General features: G+C 46.4%; 15 protein-coding genes. 10 read left to right on the top strand and 5 right to left on the bottom strand.

Translation table 11 applies throughout. The features are described from left to right. Positions 1–392: 392 nt before the first annotated feature. The 4 genes from VST71_04960 to VST71_04945 all read right to left on the bottom strand — a co-directional run bounded on the left by VST71_04960 (position 393) and on the right by VST71_04945 (position 2,971). The gene (locus VST71_04960; GenBank protein ID MEC4685068.1) at positions 393–1,073 is read right to left on the bottom strand and encodes a class I SAM-dependent methyltransferase; all 681 of its coding nucleotides are present in this window, start codon (positions 1,071–1,073) and stop codon (positions 393–395) included. A gap of 108 nt (positions 1,074–1,181) precedes the next feature. Next, on the bottom strand, positions 1,182–2,168 hold the full coding sequence (locus tag VST71_04955) for a hypothetical protein (protein ID MEC4685067.1): 987 nt from the start codon (positions 2,166–2,168) through the stop codon (positions 1,182–1,184). A 330-nt stretch (positions 2,169–2,498) separates the two neighbouring features. After that, positions 2,499–2,786 carry a type II toxin-antitoxin system RelE/ParE family toxin gene (locus tag VST71_04950; GenBank protein MEC4685066.1) on the bottom strand — a complete coding sequence of 96 codons (288 nt, stop codon included), beginning with the start codon at positions 2,784–2,786 and terminating at the stop codon, positions 2,499–2,501. Beyond that, a complete protein-coding gene (locus VST71_04945) occupies positions 2,783–2,971 on the bottom strand; it encodes a hypothetical protein (protein MEC4685065.1) in 189 nt (62 codons plus the stop codon). The genes VST71_04950 and VST71_04945 overlap by 4 nt, the downstream gene beginning before the upstream one ends. 380 nt (positions 2,972–3,351) lie before the next feature. Between VST71_04945 and pfkB the strand changes: the two genes are divergently transcribed. Genes pfkB through VST71_04930 form a run of 3 tightly spaced genes read left to right on the top strand, consistent with a single transcriptional unit; the run spans position 3,352 to position 5,381 of the window. Further along, on the top strand, positions 3,352–4,287 hold the full coding sequence (gene pfkB, locus VST71_04940) for a 1-phosphofructokinase (GenBank protein ID MEC4685064.1): 936 nt from the start codon (positions 3,352–3,354) through the stop codon (positions 4,285–4,287). Then, complete coding sequence (locus tag VST71_04935; GenBank protein MEC4685063.1) at positions 4,288–4,800, top strand: GNAT family N-acetyltransferase; 513 nt, start codon at positions 4,288–4,290, stop codon at positions 4,798–4,800. Then, a complete protein-coding gene (locus VST71_04930; protein MEC4685062.1) occupies positions 4,797–5,381 on the top strand; it encodes a DedA family protein in 585 nt (194 codons plus the stop codon). Before VST71_04935 ends, VST71_04930 begins: the two co-directional genes overlap by 4 nt. Positions 5,382–5,432: 51 nt before the next feature. Here the strand turns inward: VST71_04930 and VST71_04925 are convergent, their stop codons facing one another. Further along, positions 5,433–5,714, bottom strand: a complete 282-nt coding sequence (locus VST71_04925) for a DUF202 domain-containing protein (GenBank protein MEC4685061.1) — start codon at positions 5,712–5,714, stop codon at positions 5,433–5,435. A gap of 229 nt (positions 5,715–5,943) precedes the next feature. Between VST71_04925 and VST71_04920 the strand changes: the two genes are divergently transcribed. The 7 genes from VST71_04920 to VST71_04890 all read left to right on the top strand — a co-directional run bounded on the left by VST71_04920 (position 5,944) and on the right by VST71_04890 (position 14,510). Then, on the top strand, positions 5,944–6,672 hold the full coding sequence (locus VST71_04920; GenBank protein ID MEC4685060.1) for a Crp/Fnr family transcriptional regulator: 729 nt from the start codon (positions 5,944–5,946) through the stop codon (positions 6,670–6,672). A 131-nt stretch (positions 6,673–6,803) separates the two neighbouring features. Beyond that, positions 6,804–8,891 (top strand): glycogen debranching protein GlgX, encoded by a 2,088-nt coding sequence (gene glgX / locus VST71_04915; GenBank protein ID MEC4685059.1) that lies wholly within the window; start codon positions 6,804–6,806, stop codon positions 8,889–8,891. A 37-nt stretch (positions 8,892–8,928) separates the two neighbouring features. Further along, positions 8,929–9,834 (top strand): aldolase, encoded by a 906-nt coding sequence (locus VST71_04910; GenBank protein ID MEC4685058.1) that lies wholly within the window; start codon positions 8,929–8,931, stop codon positions 9,832–9,834. Between the two features lie 12 nt (positions 9,835–9,846). Further along, on the top strand, positions 9,847–10,599 hold the full coding sequence (gene gpmA, locus VST71_04905) for a 2,3-diphosphoglycerate-dependent phosphoglycerate mutase (protein MEC4685057.1): 753 nt from the start codon (positions 9,847–9,849) through the stop codon (positions 10,597–10,599). Positions 10,600–10,636: 37 nt separating this feature from the next. Next, positions 10,637–11,920 (top strand): phosphopyruvate hydratase, encoded by a 1,284-nt coding sequence (gene eno / locus VST71_04900; protein ID MEC4685056.1) that lies wholly within the window; start codon positions 10,637–10,639, stop codon positions 11,918–11,920. A 67-nt stretch (positions 11,921–11,987) separates the two neighbouring features. After that, positions 11,988–13,001: a type I glyceraldehyde-3-phosphate dehydrogenase gene (gap, locus tag VST71_04895; GenBank protein MEC4685055.1), complete on the top strand. Its 1,014-nt coding sequence runs from the start codon at positions 11,988–11,990 to the stop codon at positions 12,999–13,001. 21 nt (positions 13,002–13,022) lie between these two features. Next, a complete protein-coding gene (locus tag VST71_04890) occupies positions 13,023–14,510 on the top strand; it encodes an alpha-amylase family glycosyl hydrolase (protein ID MEC4685054.1) in 1,488 nt (495 codons plus the stop codon). Positions 14,511–14,644 lie beyond the last annotated feature (134 nt).

The following is a 14,644-nucleotide window of genomic DNA, read 5'->3' as shown; positions in this document are numbered from 1 at the left end:
TGCCTATTTGCGCTTCCTCTTTGAAGAACTGCCCGGTGCCAATACAGAGGAAGATTACAGGGCTCTTCTGCCCCAGTACGTTAATCGTGGCTCCATCGTCCTTCTTGGTTAATCACGTGGGGTTTATTTGACGCTTACGTTTAATGATTGAAGTATAGCACATCTGAAAGATTTCTCAAAGAGAAAAGTCATATAAAATCAATAGTTGCTTATCTATAGAACTTCGTATTCTGTGGTAGGTTCGAATGAAAACAGTATTCGTATAATGTATAATATGGTAACTTTGTCCGATCCTATCAACGAGCTACAGGCACTCCTCGGTCATGAAACCTGCAGAAAGATATTTGAACTACTAAAACTTAAAAATCCAGAAAGCAGGGTATTGCACTCATTCAACTTACACGAGTGCTTATGTGTTTATTCGACGCACTAAACAATGCAACACAACCTTGAATGTCAATTTCATAATTCAAATATTTACCGGATAAATAATTTTCTAAATCCTCAGCACTATCATCAGCGTTACTGAAAATACCTTTTTTATTATAAAACGACATCAACTTATTGGCCATGCGGCCTTTATTAACTCCATGTGATAAAATTGTAGCTCCAAATATAATTCCCCTCTCTGACAATAAATGATTCACATTATCCAGGACAACTAATTTATCTGACAACCTGCCTGGAAGACAATGAAATAAATAATTCACAGAAATCGAATCAAAAGTATCGGTTTCCAATTCTATTTTTTCCAGGACATTAAACCTGTATTGAACAGGATTGTAACGCTCGATTCGTCTGCTTGCTTCATTTAAGCTGTTCTGGTTTAAATCCATGAGAGCGATTCTCACTTCAGGTGATGGAAAACAACATTTATCAAGGAAATATCCTGTACCTACACCAATATCCAAGTGGTTTGAAGTAATATGATTATTAAAATGAGCCATAAGTCGCGCAGTTGGACACTTCCAAATATACTGATTGGATATCCCTAAAACCCAAATATCATAAATCGACAGAACCGGCTTTGAATAAACTGCTTGACCCTTTTTTACTTCCCTTGATATCTCCAAATGAATCTCCATATTGAATTATTGATTTTGACAGTTAACGATACAGGTAACTGGCCGGCAAAGAAGCGCAGCGGAATTGCCGGTCCACGTTGACCTGATTGTTGGGTATCAATCCCATGTAAGCTGACTCAAATTTTTTGCAGCAATCTGAATCGATGTTGGTTCTCCAATCAGCTCCTTTAGATTGAACAATTTTGCTCCCTGTATTCCCCCTGGGGATACCTTGCGAAAATCAGTTTCAACAGGTTCGCCACAAAAAAACCTGTGGCCTTTATCGGTGTAATAACCACAGACCGACTTGGACTCTTCAATAATACCGATGATTCGTTCATCGAATTTGTTAGTATCTGTGCCGGTTACCAACTGTTTGGTGAGTTCTGACTTGTTCCACGTTACATCGAAAACGGATTCAATTTCCCAGATATAGCGAACTGATTTATTTGCATAAATCCCTAAGTATCTGTGATTTGTATAGCCCCGGTCTGATCCATGGTAATAGATACCATATTTCGCATTGAGCTCAAGGCTCACGCTACAAGGTAATACACGCATTAAGTATATAGCTTGGTCGAATAATTCGCTGTCATTGCAGTATTGCCAATAATCCTCGATGATAGCGTTTATATGAGTCTCGTGTTCCTTGAAGAGCGTTTTTGACTTGGAGCAAATATCCTCAAAAGTGGTATTGGAGAAAATAACTCCGGGGTTGGATTCTTTAATCTTAGACTCGATGCTTCTCAGATTACCTGATTCAACTTTCTCCTTTGTAAGTAAAAGAAGTATTTTTTGATCTTCTCCTTTGAATTGGCTCGCGTGACGAACGAGTTGTGACTCGTCTATACCAGCATCAACTTTAGTTTCAATCAATATCTTGAAACTACGCTGACCGATAATACCGTCAGGAACTGAATCACCAGACCGCTGCTGCTGGCTAATATCAATACCGATTTCGATATTCTCGCCCGTTATCTCTGTAAGAAGGTTGGCAAGTTGATCTGGAGATTGTTCATAGATGCGAGCGAAAAGCTGAAGTGTATTATTTGTAACAGCGTTCTCACGAGATGAATATCGTTGAAAATAGTGTATTTGCCCCATTGTCTACCGATCCTCCCTTGATACCCAACAATTAATGCACGAATTTCCGGTTTCCCTATTTAATGATTAAAGTATAGCACATCTGAAAAATTCCTCAAAGAAAAAAACCATACAAAATCAATAGTTGCGTGTTTGTAGAGTTTCGTATTCCGTGGCAATTCTGACTGAAAACAGTGTTCGTATAATATGGTAAACTTCTCCGATTCTATCAACGAGCTATAAGCACTCCTCGGTCATAAAAACCTGCAGAAAGATATTTGAACTACTTAAACTTAAAAATCCAGAAGGCAGGATGCGGCACTCGTTCAAGTTGAACGAGTGGTTATGTGTTTATTTATGTATATGAATTTCCTGAGCTCCATGAATGACAGCAAGCACATCTATCCGGTCAGGTTTTATGTAGTAAATAATCCGATATGACCCATCCATAATTTCTCTGATTTGTTCTACTCCAAACTCAGGAACAATTCTGCCAGATAGTGGAAAATTTCCGATCTGCTGAGAGCGTCTTGTCAGGCGGTCAACCAATCTTTTGGCATATAGTCTTGAATTTTTAGCAATATAATCATGAATTGCTGTAAGGCAGTCTATCGCTGTATCTGTCCAGTGAACCTTCACCTGGTTAGGCCAAACTTTTCACGAACCTGCTCAACATCAGTAGTGCGTCCTGCCTTGCTGTCTTCAAGACCCGATTCAACTACCTGGCGAACATAAATTTCATGCATTAGATCATCCCATGTTGATTCTTCTGGTAGCTTATCTATTAATCGCCGTGCTTCTTCTTTAATATTGGTTGTTCCCATTTGCATTAACTCCTTTTGTGGTTTTATTTTATAGCCTCATATTTATGATACCTCGCAGGGATGAAAAATACAAACACACAACATTAAACTCAGCCGTCGCCAGCTAAGCAGCGCAGCTTATGTTTACTGAGGAGTTCTGCATTTCTGTATAATAATTATACAGAAATAAAATAGAGACAAATGGTCATTGGAAACGATATGATATGAACAAGACGTTAAAATTAGTTTTGTTACAACTTGACGAGAGAGCATCTGGACTCCGGAGAGCGGGTTCAGAAAATGGTGGTAAAGTCATGATATATGGCTGCCTGCTTTACACACAACAAACAGAAGCCAGCCGGGATATAATTCCGGCACGGGCATATTAAAAAGGAGCTGACATGATTTATACGATTACTCTTAATCCAGCTATGGACAGGACACTGTGGATTGAAAAAATACGGCCGGATGATTCCAACCGGATTAAAAAGGAAGAGCGGTATGCAGGGGGGAAGGGCATTGATGTATCGAGGGTGTTAACAAGCCTTGAGGTCGTTAACAAGGCCCTTGGTTTTGTCGGTGGGTTTGCAGGAGAAGAACTGGAAGGACGGTTGCTCAACGAGGGGATTGCGTGTGATTTTGTCAGGATATCAGGAGAAACACGCACCAATATCATTGTCAATGAGACAAGCACGGGAAATCAGACCGTCTTCAATGCCAGGGGACCGGAAATCAAGCCCTATGAAGTGATGCAGATGATCCACAAGGTTGAAAAGGTTGAAGACCCTGAAATAGTTGCCATCAGCGGAAGCCTCCCTCCCGGGGTTAATCCCGAAATCTACCGCAAAATCATTGAGATATTCAGAGGCAGAGGGGCCATGGTTATACTTGATACCGACGGAGATGCCCTGAGGGTGGGAATCAACGGCCTTCCCAACGTTATAAAGCCCAACATGCACGAACTCAGCCGGTTGGTGGGACGGAAGCTGCACAAAAAAGACGAGATCCTCAGCGCTGCAAACGATCTGCGTAATCTGGGAATCGGCATTGTCCTTGTTTCCATGGGAGCTGACGGAATTCTCCTGGTCGGGGAAAAAGAGCAATACCTGGCTACTCCTCCCAAGGTGAAAGTGGAGAACACGATCGGCGCCGGTGATTCCGCAATAGCCGGCTTTGTCTACGGACTGTCCAGGGGTGAGACTGTAAAAGATGCCCTCACCTATGCAGTGGCTGCCGGAACCGCCACAACATTGAAACCCGGAACGGCATTGTGCCATAAGGAGGACTTTCTGAAACTGGTTCCACAGATAAGTGTGCAAGTATATCAGGCCGGTTAAATGCTCTGGGCCAGGATGCCGAGAAACATGGTGGGAAACAAGCTAAGGTTGAGACCTTTAAGGATACTTGATGCCCCGGCCTTAAGCAAGTGGTTACGGAATGAGGTTGGCTTAAAGAGAGAAGAGTGGAGGAAGCCGGCATATTTATCATGGTTTTTTCTGTGGTGGTGGATAAAAAGGAGATTCACCTGCTCCTTCTGTATAGAGATTGAGTCAATGCCTCTGGGGTTTGTCGCTCTGTACAACATGAGACTTGGCAAGTCGGCTGAAATAACACTCATGATATTTGAAAACAGATTAAGACGTCATGGGTATGGAACCATGGCGTTTAAACTTCTTGCGCAGAACCTGAAAAGACACGACGTTATCAAGGAGATATCAGCCAGGGTTGAAGCAGACAACCATATAGCACTATCATTCTGGAAAAGCCTCGGATTTCAGGAAGTGAGCAGTAGTGAAGGCATAATCAATATGTCTCTTGATTTAAAGAAGGAGGCTCGGTTCAAGGCTTGATTACCGCCAATCTTCTGATTATTATCAAAAAATACGGCATCCTCTCTGTCTTTGCAGGCACCTTTCTGGAGGGTGAACTTGTCCTCGTAACAGCTGCGATTCTTGCTGGAGATGGACTGCTTAATCCTGTAAGTGTCTGGATGAGCGCTTCACTGGGGGCATGGACCGGCCATGTATTCTGGTTTTTTATCGGCAGGAAATTCGGCTCCGGATATATTTTACCACGACTTAAAAGACTTGGCCCCCGGATTGAAGAGGTAAACAGGATTGTACTTAATCACCCCAAAGCTGCCATTTTCATACTCCAGTATCTCTATGGCATGCGCGTAATCGGGGCCATGGGCCTTGGCATTACAAAGTTGTCTTTTGCGCGGTTTATGCTCTACGAGGCTTTAAACTGTATGTTATGGGCTCTGGTTGTTTTTACGATCGGGTATGTTCTGGGGGAAACCTTTGTACATGTTCTTCACGGCTGGTTCAGATGGGCCTGGATGGGATTAAGTTTCTTGGTCCTGGTATTATTCTTCCGTCACCTTAAACTCTTTCTGCACTCAAAGATGGAAATGGACCGCAAGGCATGATATTAGAACAGATAAAAAATACCGGATAGTCAGTCAGAAACTCCCGGAAAATCACTTCTCCTCTTCCTCTATTCTCCGGGCCATCCTTCTAAAACTTATAACCCCTTTTACAAGAGTGAAGAGTCCCAGCGGGATCAGTATCCATCCAAGCACCTGAATCACAACAGAGCCGAAGAACTTGATAAAAGATACTCCGGCAACCAGGAGGGTTAACGCAGTCCGGACATATGAAAGGAAAGTCCTTTCATTGGCAAGGGTTGTTCTTTGAGCGGCGAGATGGTCTCGCAGAAACAGATGCTCTCTACTGTTCTTGGAGTGTTGGCTATCTTGCATTCTTTGTCGGCCTCAGGAAGATTATTTTTAAATATCATACAATATTAAGCCGGGACCATGCTCTGCATAATCCTGCAATCTGAAATTGACAAACCCGGACATAAAATTCAGCTATAATCTATAATATGGTTGCCTGAGTTTTCAGGTTTATCTGTTTGCGCAAATGACAAAAGAAGAATATCCCGACTTATAAAGGGTTCTTCCGTGCGAAAATCAAGGAGGGATACAAGTGAAACCTGATTCGCCATTCTATCCTCATACCCTGAAGGCGCTGAAAAAATCGGCATTGTTTGGAAATCTTGCTGAACCTGTCATTCAGGACATGCTGCGGTCATTCCGTATGGAGACCTGGCAAAGAGGGGCCACCATAATGGACCCGGAGGAGACCATCCAGAGGTTTTATGTATTAATATCCGGACGGGTGAAAGTTACACGAACCAACCCCGAGACAGGAAGGGAATTCATCCTTTTTCTGTTGGGTTCCGGGGATGGGTTTGATGTGGTCTCACTTCTTGATGGCAAGAAGCACAATATAGCGGTAGTGGCCATGGATGACCTTGAGGTCCTGTCGTCACCGATTGATACCATACATGACTGGATAGAAAAACATCCTGAATTCAACAAGGCATTCCTGCCTTACCTTGGGCAACAGATACGTCAGATATCCGACCTCGCATCTGACCTTGCACTCCATGATACAGAGACCCGGTTAGCCAAACTCTTTCTGCAGCATACAACGCAGAGCAATCCCCATCCACGCTTGAAGCTCATATGCGATTTTTCACATGAAGAGCTGGCAAACATGATCGGGTCTGTCCGCACGGTTGTCAACAGACACCTACAGGAACTCAAAAAAGAGGGCATCATTACTACCCGCAGGGGCCATCTGGAGGTTAATGAACTGCATGCCCTGGGGGAAAAGCTCGAGGAACACCTGAAGTCCAGGGGCAAAAGATGAGTCATATGTGTTACTTAAGTAGCAGAAGCAGAATGCTGTATGGGTTTATTATAAGTTGAAAAGCTATCCAAAAAGAGGCAGGAAATCGACTGTTAACTTACCAGCCACTCACAGGAGGGGGTTTCACAAATATGAAGACTTCCAAGGGATATCCACTCCCTCCCGGTGCATATCTGCACAGAAACGGGGCTAATTTTGCCCTTCTAAGCAGGCATGCCACGGGAGTCTGCCTGTTATTGTTTGATATTGATTCTGAACATCTCCTGCAAAGCATAGAGCTTGACCCCTCCCGGAATAAAACAGGAGATATATGGCACATCCGGGTAGAGGGGGTTAAAGAGAACCAGTTGTATGCGTACAGGGTGGATGGTCCTTTTTCGCCTGAGGACGGGCACAGGTTCAACAAACACAAATTGATTCTTGACCCTTGTGCCAGGGCTATCACAAAACAGGACAGTATTGATATTGAAGCTGCCCTGCCTTACGATCCCCTCTCTCCTCTCAAAGACCTCTCGTTTTCTGAAGAAGATAACACAGGGCATATGCCTGAATGTATCCTGATAAATGACCGTTTCAACTGGCAGAATGATAAACCACCCGGTCATAAATGGTCCGAGACCATCATTTATGAGACACACGTCCGCGGGTTGACAATACATCCCTCATCAGGCGTACAACACCCTGGAACTTACAGGGGGGTTACAGAGAAGATCCCCTACCTTCAGGATCTGGGCATAACTGCTGTAGAGCTTATGCCTGCACAGGAATTCCTGGAAAATGACACTCTCCGTCTTAACCCGGTTACCGGTGAACGATTAAAAAACTATTGGGGATATAACCCCTTGTTGTTTTTTTCACCACACGGAAAGTACTCAGGGGTTGAAACCACAGGGGCGCAGGTTCCGGAATTTAAGACCATGGTGCGGGAACTTCACAAGGCGGGAATAGAGGTGATTCTGGATATTGTTCTGAATCATACTGCGGAAGGTAGTGAGATAGGTCCCACCTTCTCTTTTCGCGGCATTGACAACTCCATATACTATCTTTTAGAGGCCAACAGGCGTTTCTATAAAAACTATTCCGGGTGTGGCAACACGCTAAACTGCAACCATCCCGTAGTGCGTGATTTTATCATTGATTGCCTGCGGTACTGGGTCATCGAGATGCATGTTGACGGGTTTCGTTTTGACCTGGCTTCTGTTATGGGAAGGGATGAAAACGGTGAAATCATGAAAAACCCTCCCATCCTGGAACGAATCGCAGAGGATCCGATCCTGCGAGATACAAAACTCATTGCTGAGGCGTGGGATGCTGCAGGTGCATACCAGGTGGGGTCTTTCCCTGGAAAAAGGTGGGCAGAATGGAACGGGCGTTACAGAGATGATGCAAGGCGCTTCTGGCGTGGAGACCCCGGGTTTGCAGGCGCTCTTGCCAGCCGTATATGCGGCAGTGCAGACATATATCAGAAGGAAGGCAAGGAGCCCCTAAACAGCATCAACTTTATCACATGTCATGACGGGTTTACCCTTAATGACCTGGTAAGCTACAACCATAAGCATAACGAAGTCAACGGCGAGAACAATGAAGACGGAACGAGTGAGAACTACAGCTTTAATTACGGAGCAGAAGGTCCGGCAGATGAGGAGGCAACTGAGCGTATCAGGATACGTCAGATAAAGAATATGCTTGCAACACTCCTGATCTCCAGGGGTGTACCGATGCTGCTTGGCGGGGATGAATTTCGCAGGACACAAAAAGGCAACAACAACGCTTACTGTCAGGATAATGAAATCTCGTGGTATGACTGGCAATTATTGAGGAAAAATCAGGAGATATATCGCTTTGCCAGAGAGATGATCGCATTCAGAAAGGAACATAAAGTCCTGAGCAGGGAAAAGTTTTACACCGACAGGGATATCCTGTGGTTCAACCACAACGGGGGCAGCCCTGACTGGGGTTATTCAAGCCGGAGCTTTGGTTGCATAATCCTTGCTGGTGAGGAGGAAGAGGACCTATGCCTCCTATTTAATGCTGATCCTGTTGAGAAAAGTTTTCTTATACCACCTGCCCCCAGCACGGGAAAATGGCACGTTAGAGTTGATACATCCAGAGATACGCCGGAGGATATCCATGAAGCCGGGAAAGAGGCAGAGGCGCTAAAGGAGGGATATTTACTCCCGGAGAGGTCTCTGGCAATTCTTCTGTTACATAAAGAGTAAAAGTCAGCATAAATAAATTCTTCTATGGAGGTTTGTTATGGATACAACAATTCCCCTGGACGTTCCAAAGGGCATGCGTAAAACGTATCTTGAGAACTATTCCACCATAACAGGGAATAGTGGAAGGTTGATGCTCTTTGCCGGTGACCAGAAGGTTGAACACCTGAATGACGATTTTTATGGTGAAGGAATCCACCCTGATGACAGCGATCCGGAGCACCTCTTCAGGATAGCCGGTCAGGGAAAGATCGGGGTCTTCGCCACACAGCTTGGACTGATTGCCAGGTATGGCATGGATTACCCGGACGTGCCTTACCTGGCAAAACTGAACTCAAAGACAAATCTCGTAAAAACGTCTCAGGCAGATCCTTTCAGTCAGCAATGGCTGGATGTTAAACAGGTGGTGGATTTTCGTGACAGCAGCGGCCTGAAAATACTGGCCGTGGGATATACCCTCTACCCCGGAAGTGAACATGAGGCAGAGATGTTCCATCAGGCAGCCCGGATTATCTACAATGCCCATCAGTATGGGCTGGTAACGGTATTATGGATGTATCCACGCGGCAAGGCAGTCAGGGACGAGAAAGACCCCCACCTGATTGCCGGTGTTACAGGTGTAGCAGCATGCCTTGGCGCTGATTTTGCCAAGGTGAATTACCCGAAGAAGGAGGGCTATGAATCGAGTGAGCTGTTCAAGGAGGCCATCCTGTCAGCAGGACGCACCAGGGTGGTTTGTGCAGGTGGGGCCAGTGATGATGCCGCTGCCTTTCTACAGAGGCTTTACGACCAGATACATGTCAGCGGTGCTGCTGGAAATGCTACCGGCAGGAATATTCATCAAAGGTCCTTTGATGAGGCAATCCGCATGTGTAACGCCATTTATGCCGTTACCGTGGAGGATGCGAGCCCGGAAGAGGCCCTTAATATCTATAACTCGAAATAGGATGGTGATCAGATGTTAAAACTGGTTCTGCTGCGGCACGGAGAGAGCATATGGAACATGGAAAACAGGTTTACGGGCTGGACGGATGTTGACCTGACAGAGCGTGGCAAGGAGCAGGCCCGCAAGGCAGGCCAACTGCTGCTTGACGGGGGATACTCATTTGATGTGACATACACATCGGTACTCAAGCGGGCTATCAGAACATTGTGGATAGTCATGGACGGAATGGACCTCATGTGGCTTCCCGTGTATCGTTCCTGGAGGCTTAACGAAAGACATTATGGTGCGCTGCAGGGCCTTAACAAAAAGGCCACAGTTGAAAAGTACGGCTATGAGCAGGTTCATAAATGGCGTCGGAGCTACGATATACGACCGCCAGCCCTGGACAGAACAGACAAACGCCACCCCAGATATGATCCCAGGTATGCGCATCTGAAGGAGGATGAATTGCCGGCTGCCGAGTGTCTCAAGGACACGCTCAACCGCGTACTCCCTTACTGGCACGAAACAATCGAACCATCTTTGCGGGAGGGTAAAAAGGTCTTGATCGCAGCCCACGGGAACAGCCTTCGGGCTTTAATCAAATACCTTGATAACGTCTCTGATGACGAGATTGCAGGTCTCAATATCCCTACGGGGTTTCCGTTGGTATATGAACTGAACGATAACCTCAAGGCAACAAAACATTATTACCTCGGTGATGAGGAAGAGATTAAAAGGGCCACAGAATCAGTAGCCAGACAGGTTTCCGTTGATAAAGGATGACGGGACTAACTTATTCAGTTAAAACGGAGGTTGCGCAATGCACACGGCGATCAGGACAATCAGGGCAAGAGAGATACTGGATTCAAGGGGCAACCCGACCGTAGAGGTTGATATGGAACTGAACTGCGGTGCAAGAGGCCGAGCAGCAGTTCCCTCCGGTGCCTCTACTGGGGTACACGAAGCGGTTGAACTGAGAGACGGGGATCCAAAAGAGTATGGGGGGAAAGGAGCCTTGAAGGCAGTTGATAACGTCAACAACGTGATAGCCGGAGAACTCGCCGGGCAGGATGTCCTGAATCAGGCATTGCTGGATAAATTGATGATCGATCTTGACGGGACCCCCAACAAGGGCAGGCTCGGCGCCAATGCAATACTGGGCGTCTCCATGGCTGCTGCGCGTGCGGCAGCCTCAGCACTGGATATCCCCCTCTATAAATATCTCGGCGGTTCGAATGCCGCCCTCTTACCGGTTCCCATGATGAATATAATGAACGGTGGAGTTCATGCGAACTGGCAGAGTGCTGATTTTCAGGAATATATGATCGTGCCCTATGGGGCGCCTGATTTCAGGAGTGCCCTCAGGTGGGGAAGCGAGACATACCACGCCTTGAAGGATGTACTGAAGAATGAGGGCCACAGCACGGGCATCGGCGATGAGGGCGGATTTGCACCAAAGGTATCCTCGAATGAAGAACCCCTCGATCTTATCATCAGGGCCATTGAAGAGGCCGGGTACAAACCGGGCAGGGACATAGGGATTGCCATTGACCCGGCATCGAGCGGTTTTTACAAGGACGGCAGGTACCTGCTCAGAACAGAAGGCAGGGAGTTAACCGCTGAAGAGATGGTAGAGAAATATGAAGCGCTGATCACAAAATATCCCATCGTGGTGCTGGAAGACGGACTGGCGGAAGACGATTGGGAGGGGTGGAAGATATTAAACGGGAAACTGGGCGGCAGGATAGAACTCGTGGGAGATGACCTTTTTGTAACAAACATCAAACGCATTGAACGCGGAATAAAAGAGGACGTGGCCAATGCAGTGTTAATAAAGCTGAACCAGGTAGGCACTGTTTCAGAGACGGTTGCAGCGGTAAGGCTGGCACAGAAACACGCCTGGGGCGCCATGGTCTCCCACCGAAGCGGAGAGACAGTAGATTCCTTTATCGCCGACCTCACCGTTGCCATGGGGACCGGCCACCTGAAATCCGGGGCGCCCTGCCGTGGAGAGAGGGTTGAGAAGTACAATCAACTCATGAGGATTGAGGAGGATCTGGGAGAGGCAGCGGTTTTTGCCGGAAGGGGAGCCTTTGTGAGGTAAGAGTCAGCCTTTATTGTGCTGAGGGCAAACAGGATTTTTTAATTCGTCAACAAAAGGAGGGAATATCATGAAAAGAATTGCCATCAATGGTCTGGGCCGTATCGGACGGCTGGTTTTACGTCACTACTTATCCAATTCACCAGAAAATGTCGAAATCGTTGCAGCCAACGACCTGACTCCGCCGGAGGAACTTGCATATCTGGTGCGTTATGATTCCGTGCACGGCGGTGCTTCTTTTCCTGTTGAAGCCGGTCCGGATTATCTTCAACTCGGAGCGCAAAGATTGACCATTCTGAGTGAAAAAGACCCGGCAGCTCTTCCCTGGAAGGCCCTTGGCGTTGATATTGTGTTGGAGTGTACAGGGCTTTTCAGGAAACGGGAAGGTGCTGCAAAACACTTAGAGGCCGGGGCCTCCGTGGTTATCATCAGTGCACCTTCCGAAAGTGCGGACCTGACAGTTGTGATGGGGGTAAACGAAAAACTGTACAATTCCCGGGAACATCATGTTGTTTCAAATGCCTCGTGCACGACTAATTCCCTTGCACCGGCGGTTAAGGTACTGAACGATGTCTTCGGTATTGAATACCTTATGGCCACAACCATCCATGCATACACCGCCAGCCAGGCAATAGTGGACCGTCCCGCTCGCAAGAGGCGAAGGGGCCGCGCTGCGGCAACTTCCCTGATACCTACTTCAACCGGAGCGGCAAAGGCCACCGCCCTGGTTATCCCGGAACTGAAAGGTAAAATGGATGCCATTGCAGTGAGGGCGCCAATACCGGACGGCGCGATAACGGACATAGTGGCACACCTGAAAAAGGATGTTTCGGTAGAGACGGTAAATGCCGCCCTGAAAAATGCAGCCAATGGAGCGCTTAAGGGGATCCTGGATTATAATGACGATGAGATCGTGTCGGCAGATATCATCAGTAATCCTCACTCCGGAATCGTGGATGCCCCCTCTACCAGGGTGATTATGGACAGGGTCGTCAAGGTGCTGGTCTGGTACGACAATGAGTACGGGTATTCAGGACGATTACTTGAACTGGCGTCCTATATCGCGGGGAAGAATAAGTTATAGGGAGATTCAGGCAGGGCATCAATGATTCAGCTGAAGCCTTGTCTGAAAATCTTTAAAGCTGTTGCTGCGGAAATGCCTGAAAAGAACTTTGCCATGTCCCGGATATCGATACTGAAACATATAAAGGCCATTTTAAGGATCATTTATTCAAAAGAAGCGGCTCATGAACTATCAGCCAGCCTGAAAACCCTGATGGACGCCTACGGAGAGAGTGAGGTAATTGTTGAGAAAAGGAGAAAATACAACAACCATGTTGTGCTGAATGAAAAAGATGCCGTCCTCATTACCTATCCCGATACCATATACTCTACAGGTGAAAAACCCCTCTCCACCCTTCACCGTTTCCTGAAAAAACATGTAGGAGATGCCGTAACCGGTCTTCATATAGTATCCTTTTTCCCCAGCAGTTCAGACGGGGGATATGCAATCATAAATTACAAAGAGGTGGACCCCCGTTTTGGGACATGGGAACATATCCGGAAAATTGCGCAGGACTACCGTTTGATGGTCGACCTGGTTATGAACCACGTATCAAGCAAATCGACGTGGTTCAAGGGGTTCCTGGAGGGTGATAAGCGATACGGGGATTATTTCATCGTGAGTGACAATAAAACAGAGATGCCGGAGGTCTTCCGGCCGCGAGAAACCCCCTTGTTTACCGTATTCAATACCGCCATGGGGGAAAAATATGTGTGGACTACCTTTAGTGCAGACCAGGTAGACCTCAACTACAAAAACCCTGCGGTTCTTCTGGAGATAGTTGATGTGTTTCTGTTTTACCTCTCTCAGGGGGCCGAGATTATACGCCTGGATGCTGTCGGCTATATATGGAAAGAACCGCACACCAGTTGCGTAAACTTGTCAAAAACACATCAAATTGTTAAACTCCTGAGAAGGATAATGGAGTACGTTGCACCATACGCGCTCATCCTGACAGAGGCTAATTTTCCGTATAAGGACAACATATCCTACTTTGGCGAAGGGCACGAGGCAAATATGGTATATCAGTTTTCCCTCCCCCCGCTTGTACTGGATGCCTGTGCACGGCATGATACCGGGCATATACAGGAAGAGACCAGCAAAACCAGGCAGGATCTCCTGTTTTTTGACTTTCTTGCATCCCATGACGGCATAGGGCTGTCAGGCGCCAAGGGAATACTTGACAATAAAGAACTCTCAAACCTGGTACAAATGACAGAGGAACATGGCGGCCTCATATCATATGAACTGAAAGATGGGGAAGAAGTACCATATGAGCTCAACATCACCTATTTCGATGCCATTAACGACCCGGCTCATAAGAACGATTCACTTGCGGTAAAGAGATTTCTTGCATCGCAGGCTGTTATGCTCGCCCTGAAGGGTGTTCCCGGCATCTACATACACAGTTTATTAGGCTCCCGGAACTACTACAGAGGGGTAAAGGAAACGGGAATAAAACGAATGATTAATCGTGAAAAAATCCCTGTTGATGTTATCGACAGGAACCTTTCAGACGTTAGTCCTTAAAGAAGCGCGATAAAACAAAAAACAAACAGTAAGAGGTAGAAATGCCCCGAATCTATTGGTTAAAATAAGAAGCGTGGGAAGCGCAATAACCAAAGAAAGGGGCATTTCAAGTGAGCAAAATATCTAAAAACAAG

The sequence above is a fragment of the Nitrospirota bacterium genome (assembly GCA_035873375.1).
Taxonomy (GTDB): domain Bacteria; phylum Nitrospirota; class Thermodesulfovibrionia; order Thermodesulfovibrionales; family JdFR-85; genus BMS3Bbin07.
The sequence above is the reverse complement of the archived record's forward strand: the minus strand, read 5'-3'. Positions and strand labels throughout refer to the sequence as shown.

Excerpts from the sequence above, each read along its gene's own strand:
- VST71_04955 (MEC4685067.1), bottom strand. The coding sequence starts at position 2,168 with ATGGGGCAAATACACTATTTTCAACGATATTCATCTCGTGAGAACGCT.
- VST71_04945 (MEC4685065.1), bottom strand. The coding sequence starts at position 2,971 with ATGGGAACAACCAATATTAAAGAAGAAGCACGGCGATTAATAGATAAG.
- pfkB (MEC4685064.1), top strand. The coding sequence starts at position 3,352 with ATGATTTATACGATTACTCTTAATCCAGCTATGGACAGGACACTGTGG.
- VST71_04935 (MEC4685063.1), top strand. The coding sequence starts at position 4,288 with ATGCTCTGGGCCAGGATGCCGAGAAACATGGTGGGAAACAAGCTAAGG.
- VST71_04925 (MEC4685061.1), bottom strand. The coding sequence starts at position 5,714 with ATGCAAGATAGCCAACACTCCAAGAACAGTAGAGAGCATCTGTTTCTG.
- glgX (MEC4685059.1), top strand. The coding sequence starts at position 6,804 with ATGAAGACTTCCAAGGGATATCCACTCCCTCCCGGTGCATATCTGCAC.
- VST71_04910 (MEC4685058.1), top strand. The coding sequence starts at position 8,929 with ATGGATACAACAATTCCCCTGGACGTTCCAAAGGGCATGCGTAAAACG.
- gpmA (MEC4685057.1), top strand. The coding sequence starts at position 9,847 with ATGTTAAAACTGGTTCTGCTGCGGCACGGAGAGAGCATATGGAACATG.
- eno (MEC4685056.1), top strand. The coding sequence starts at position 10,637 with ATGCACACGGCGATCAGGACAATCAGGGCAAGAGAGATACTGGATTCA.
- gap (MEC4685055.1), top strand. The coding sequence starts at position 11,988 with ATGAAAAGAATTGCCATCAATGGTCTGGGCCGTATCGGACGGCTGGTT.
- VST71_04890 (MEC4685054.1), top strand. The coding sequence starts at position 13,023 with ATGATTCAGCTGAAGCCTTGTCTGAAAATCTTTAAAGCTGTTGCTGCG.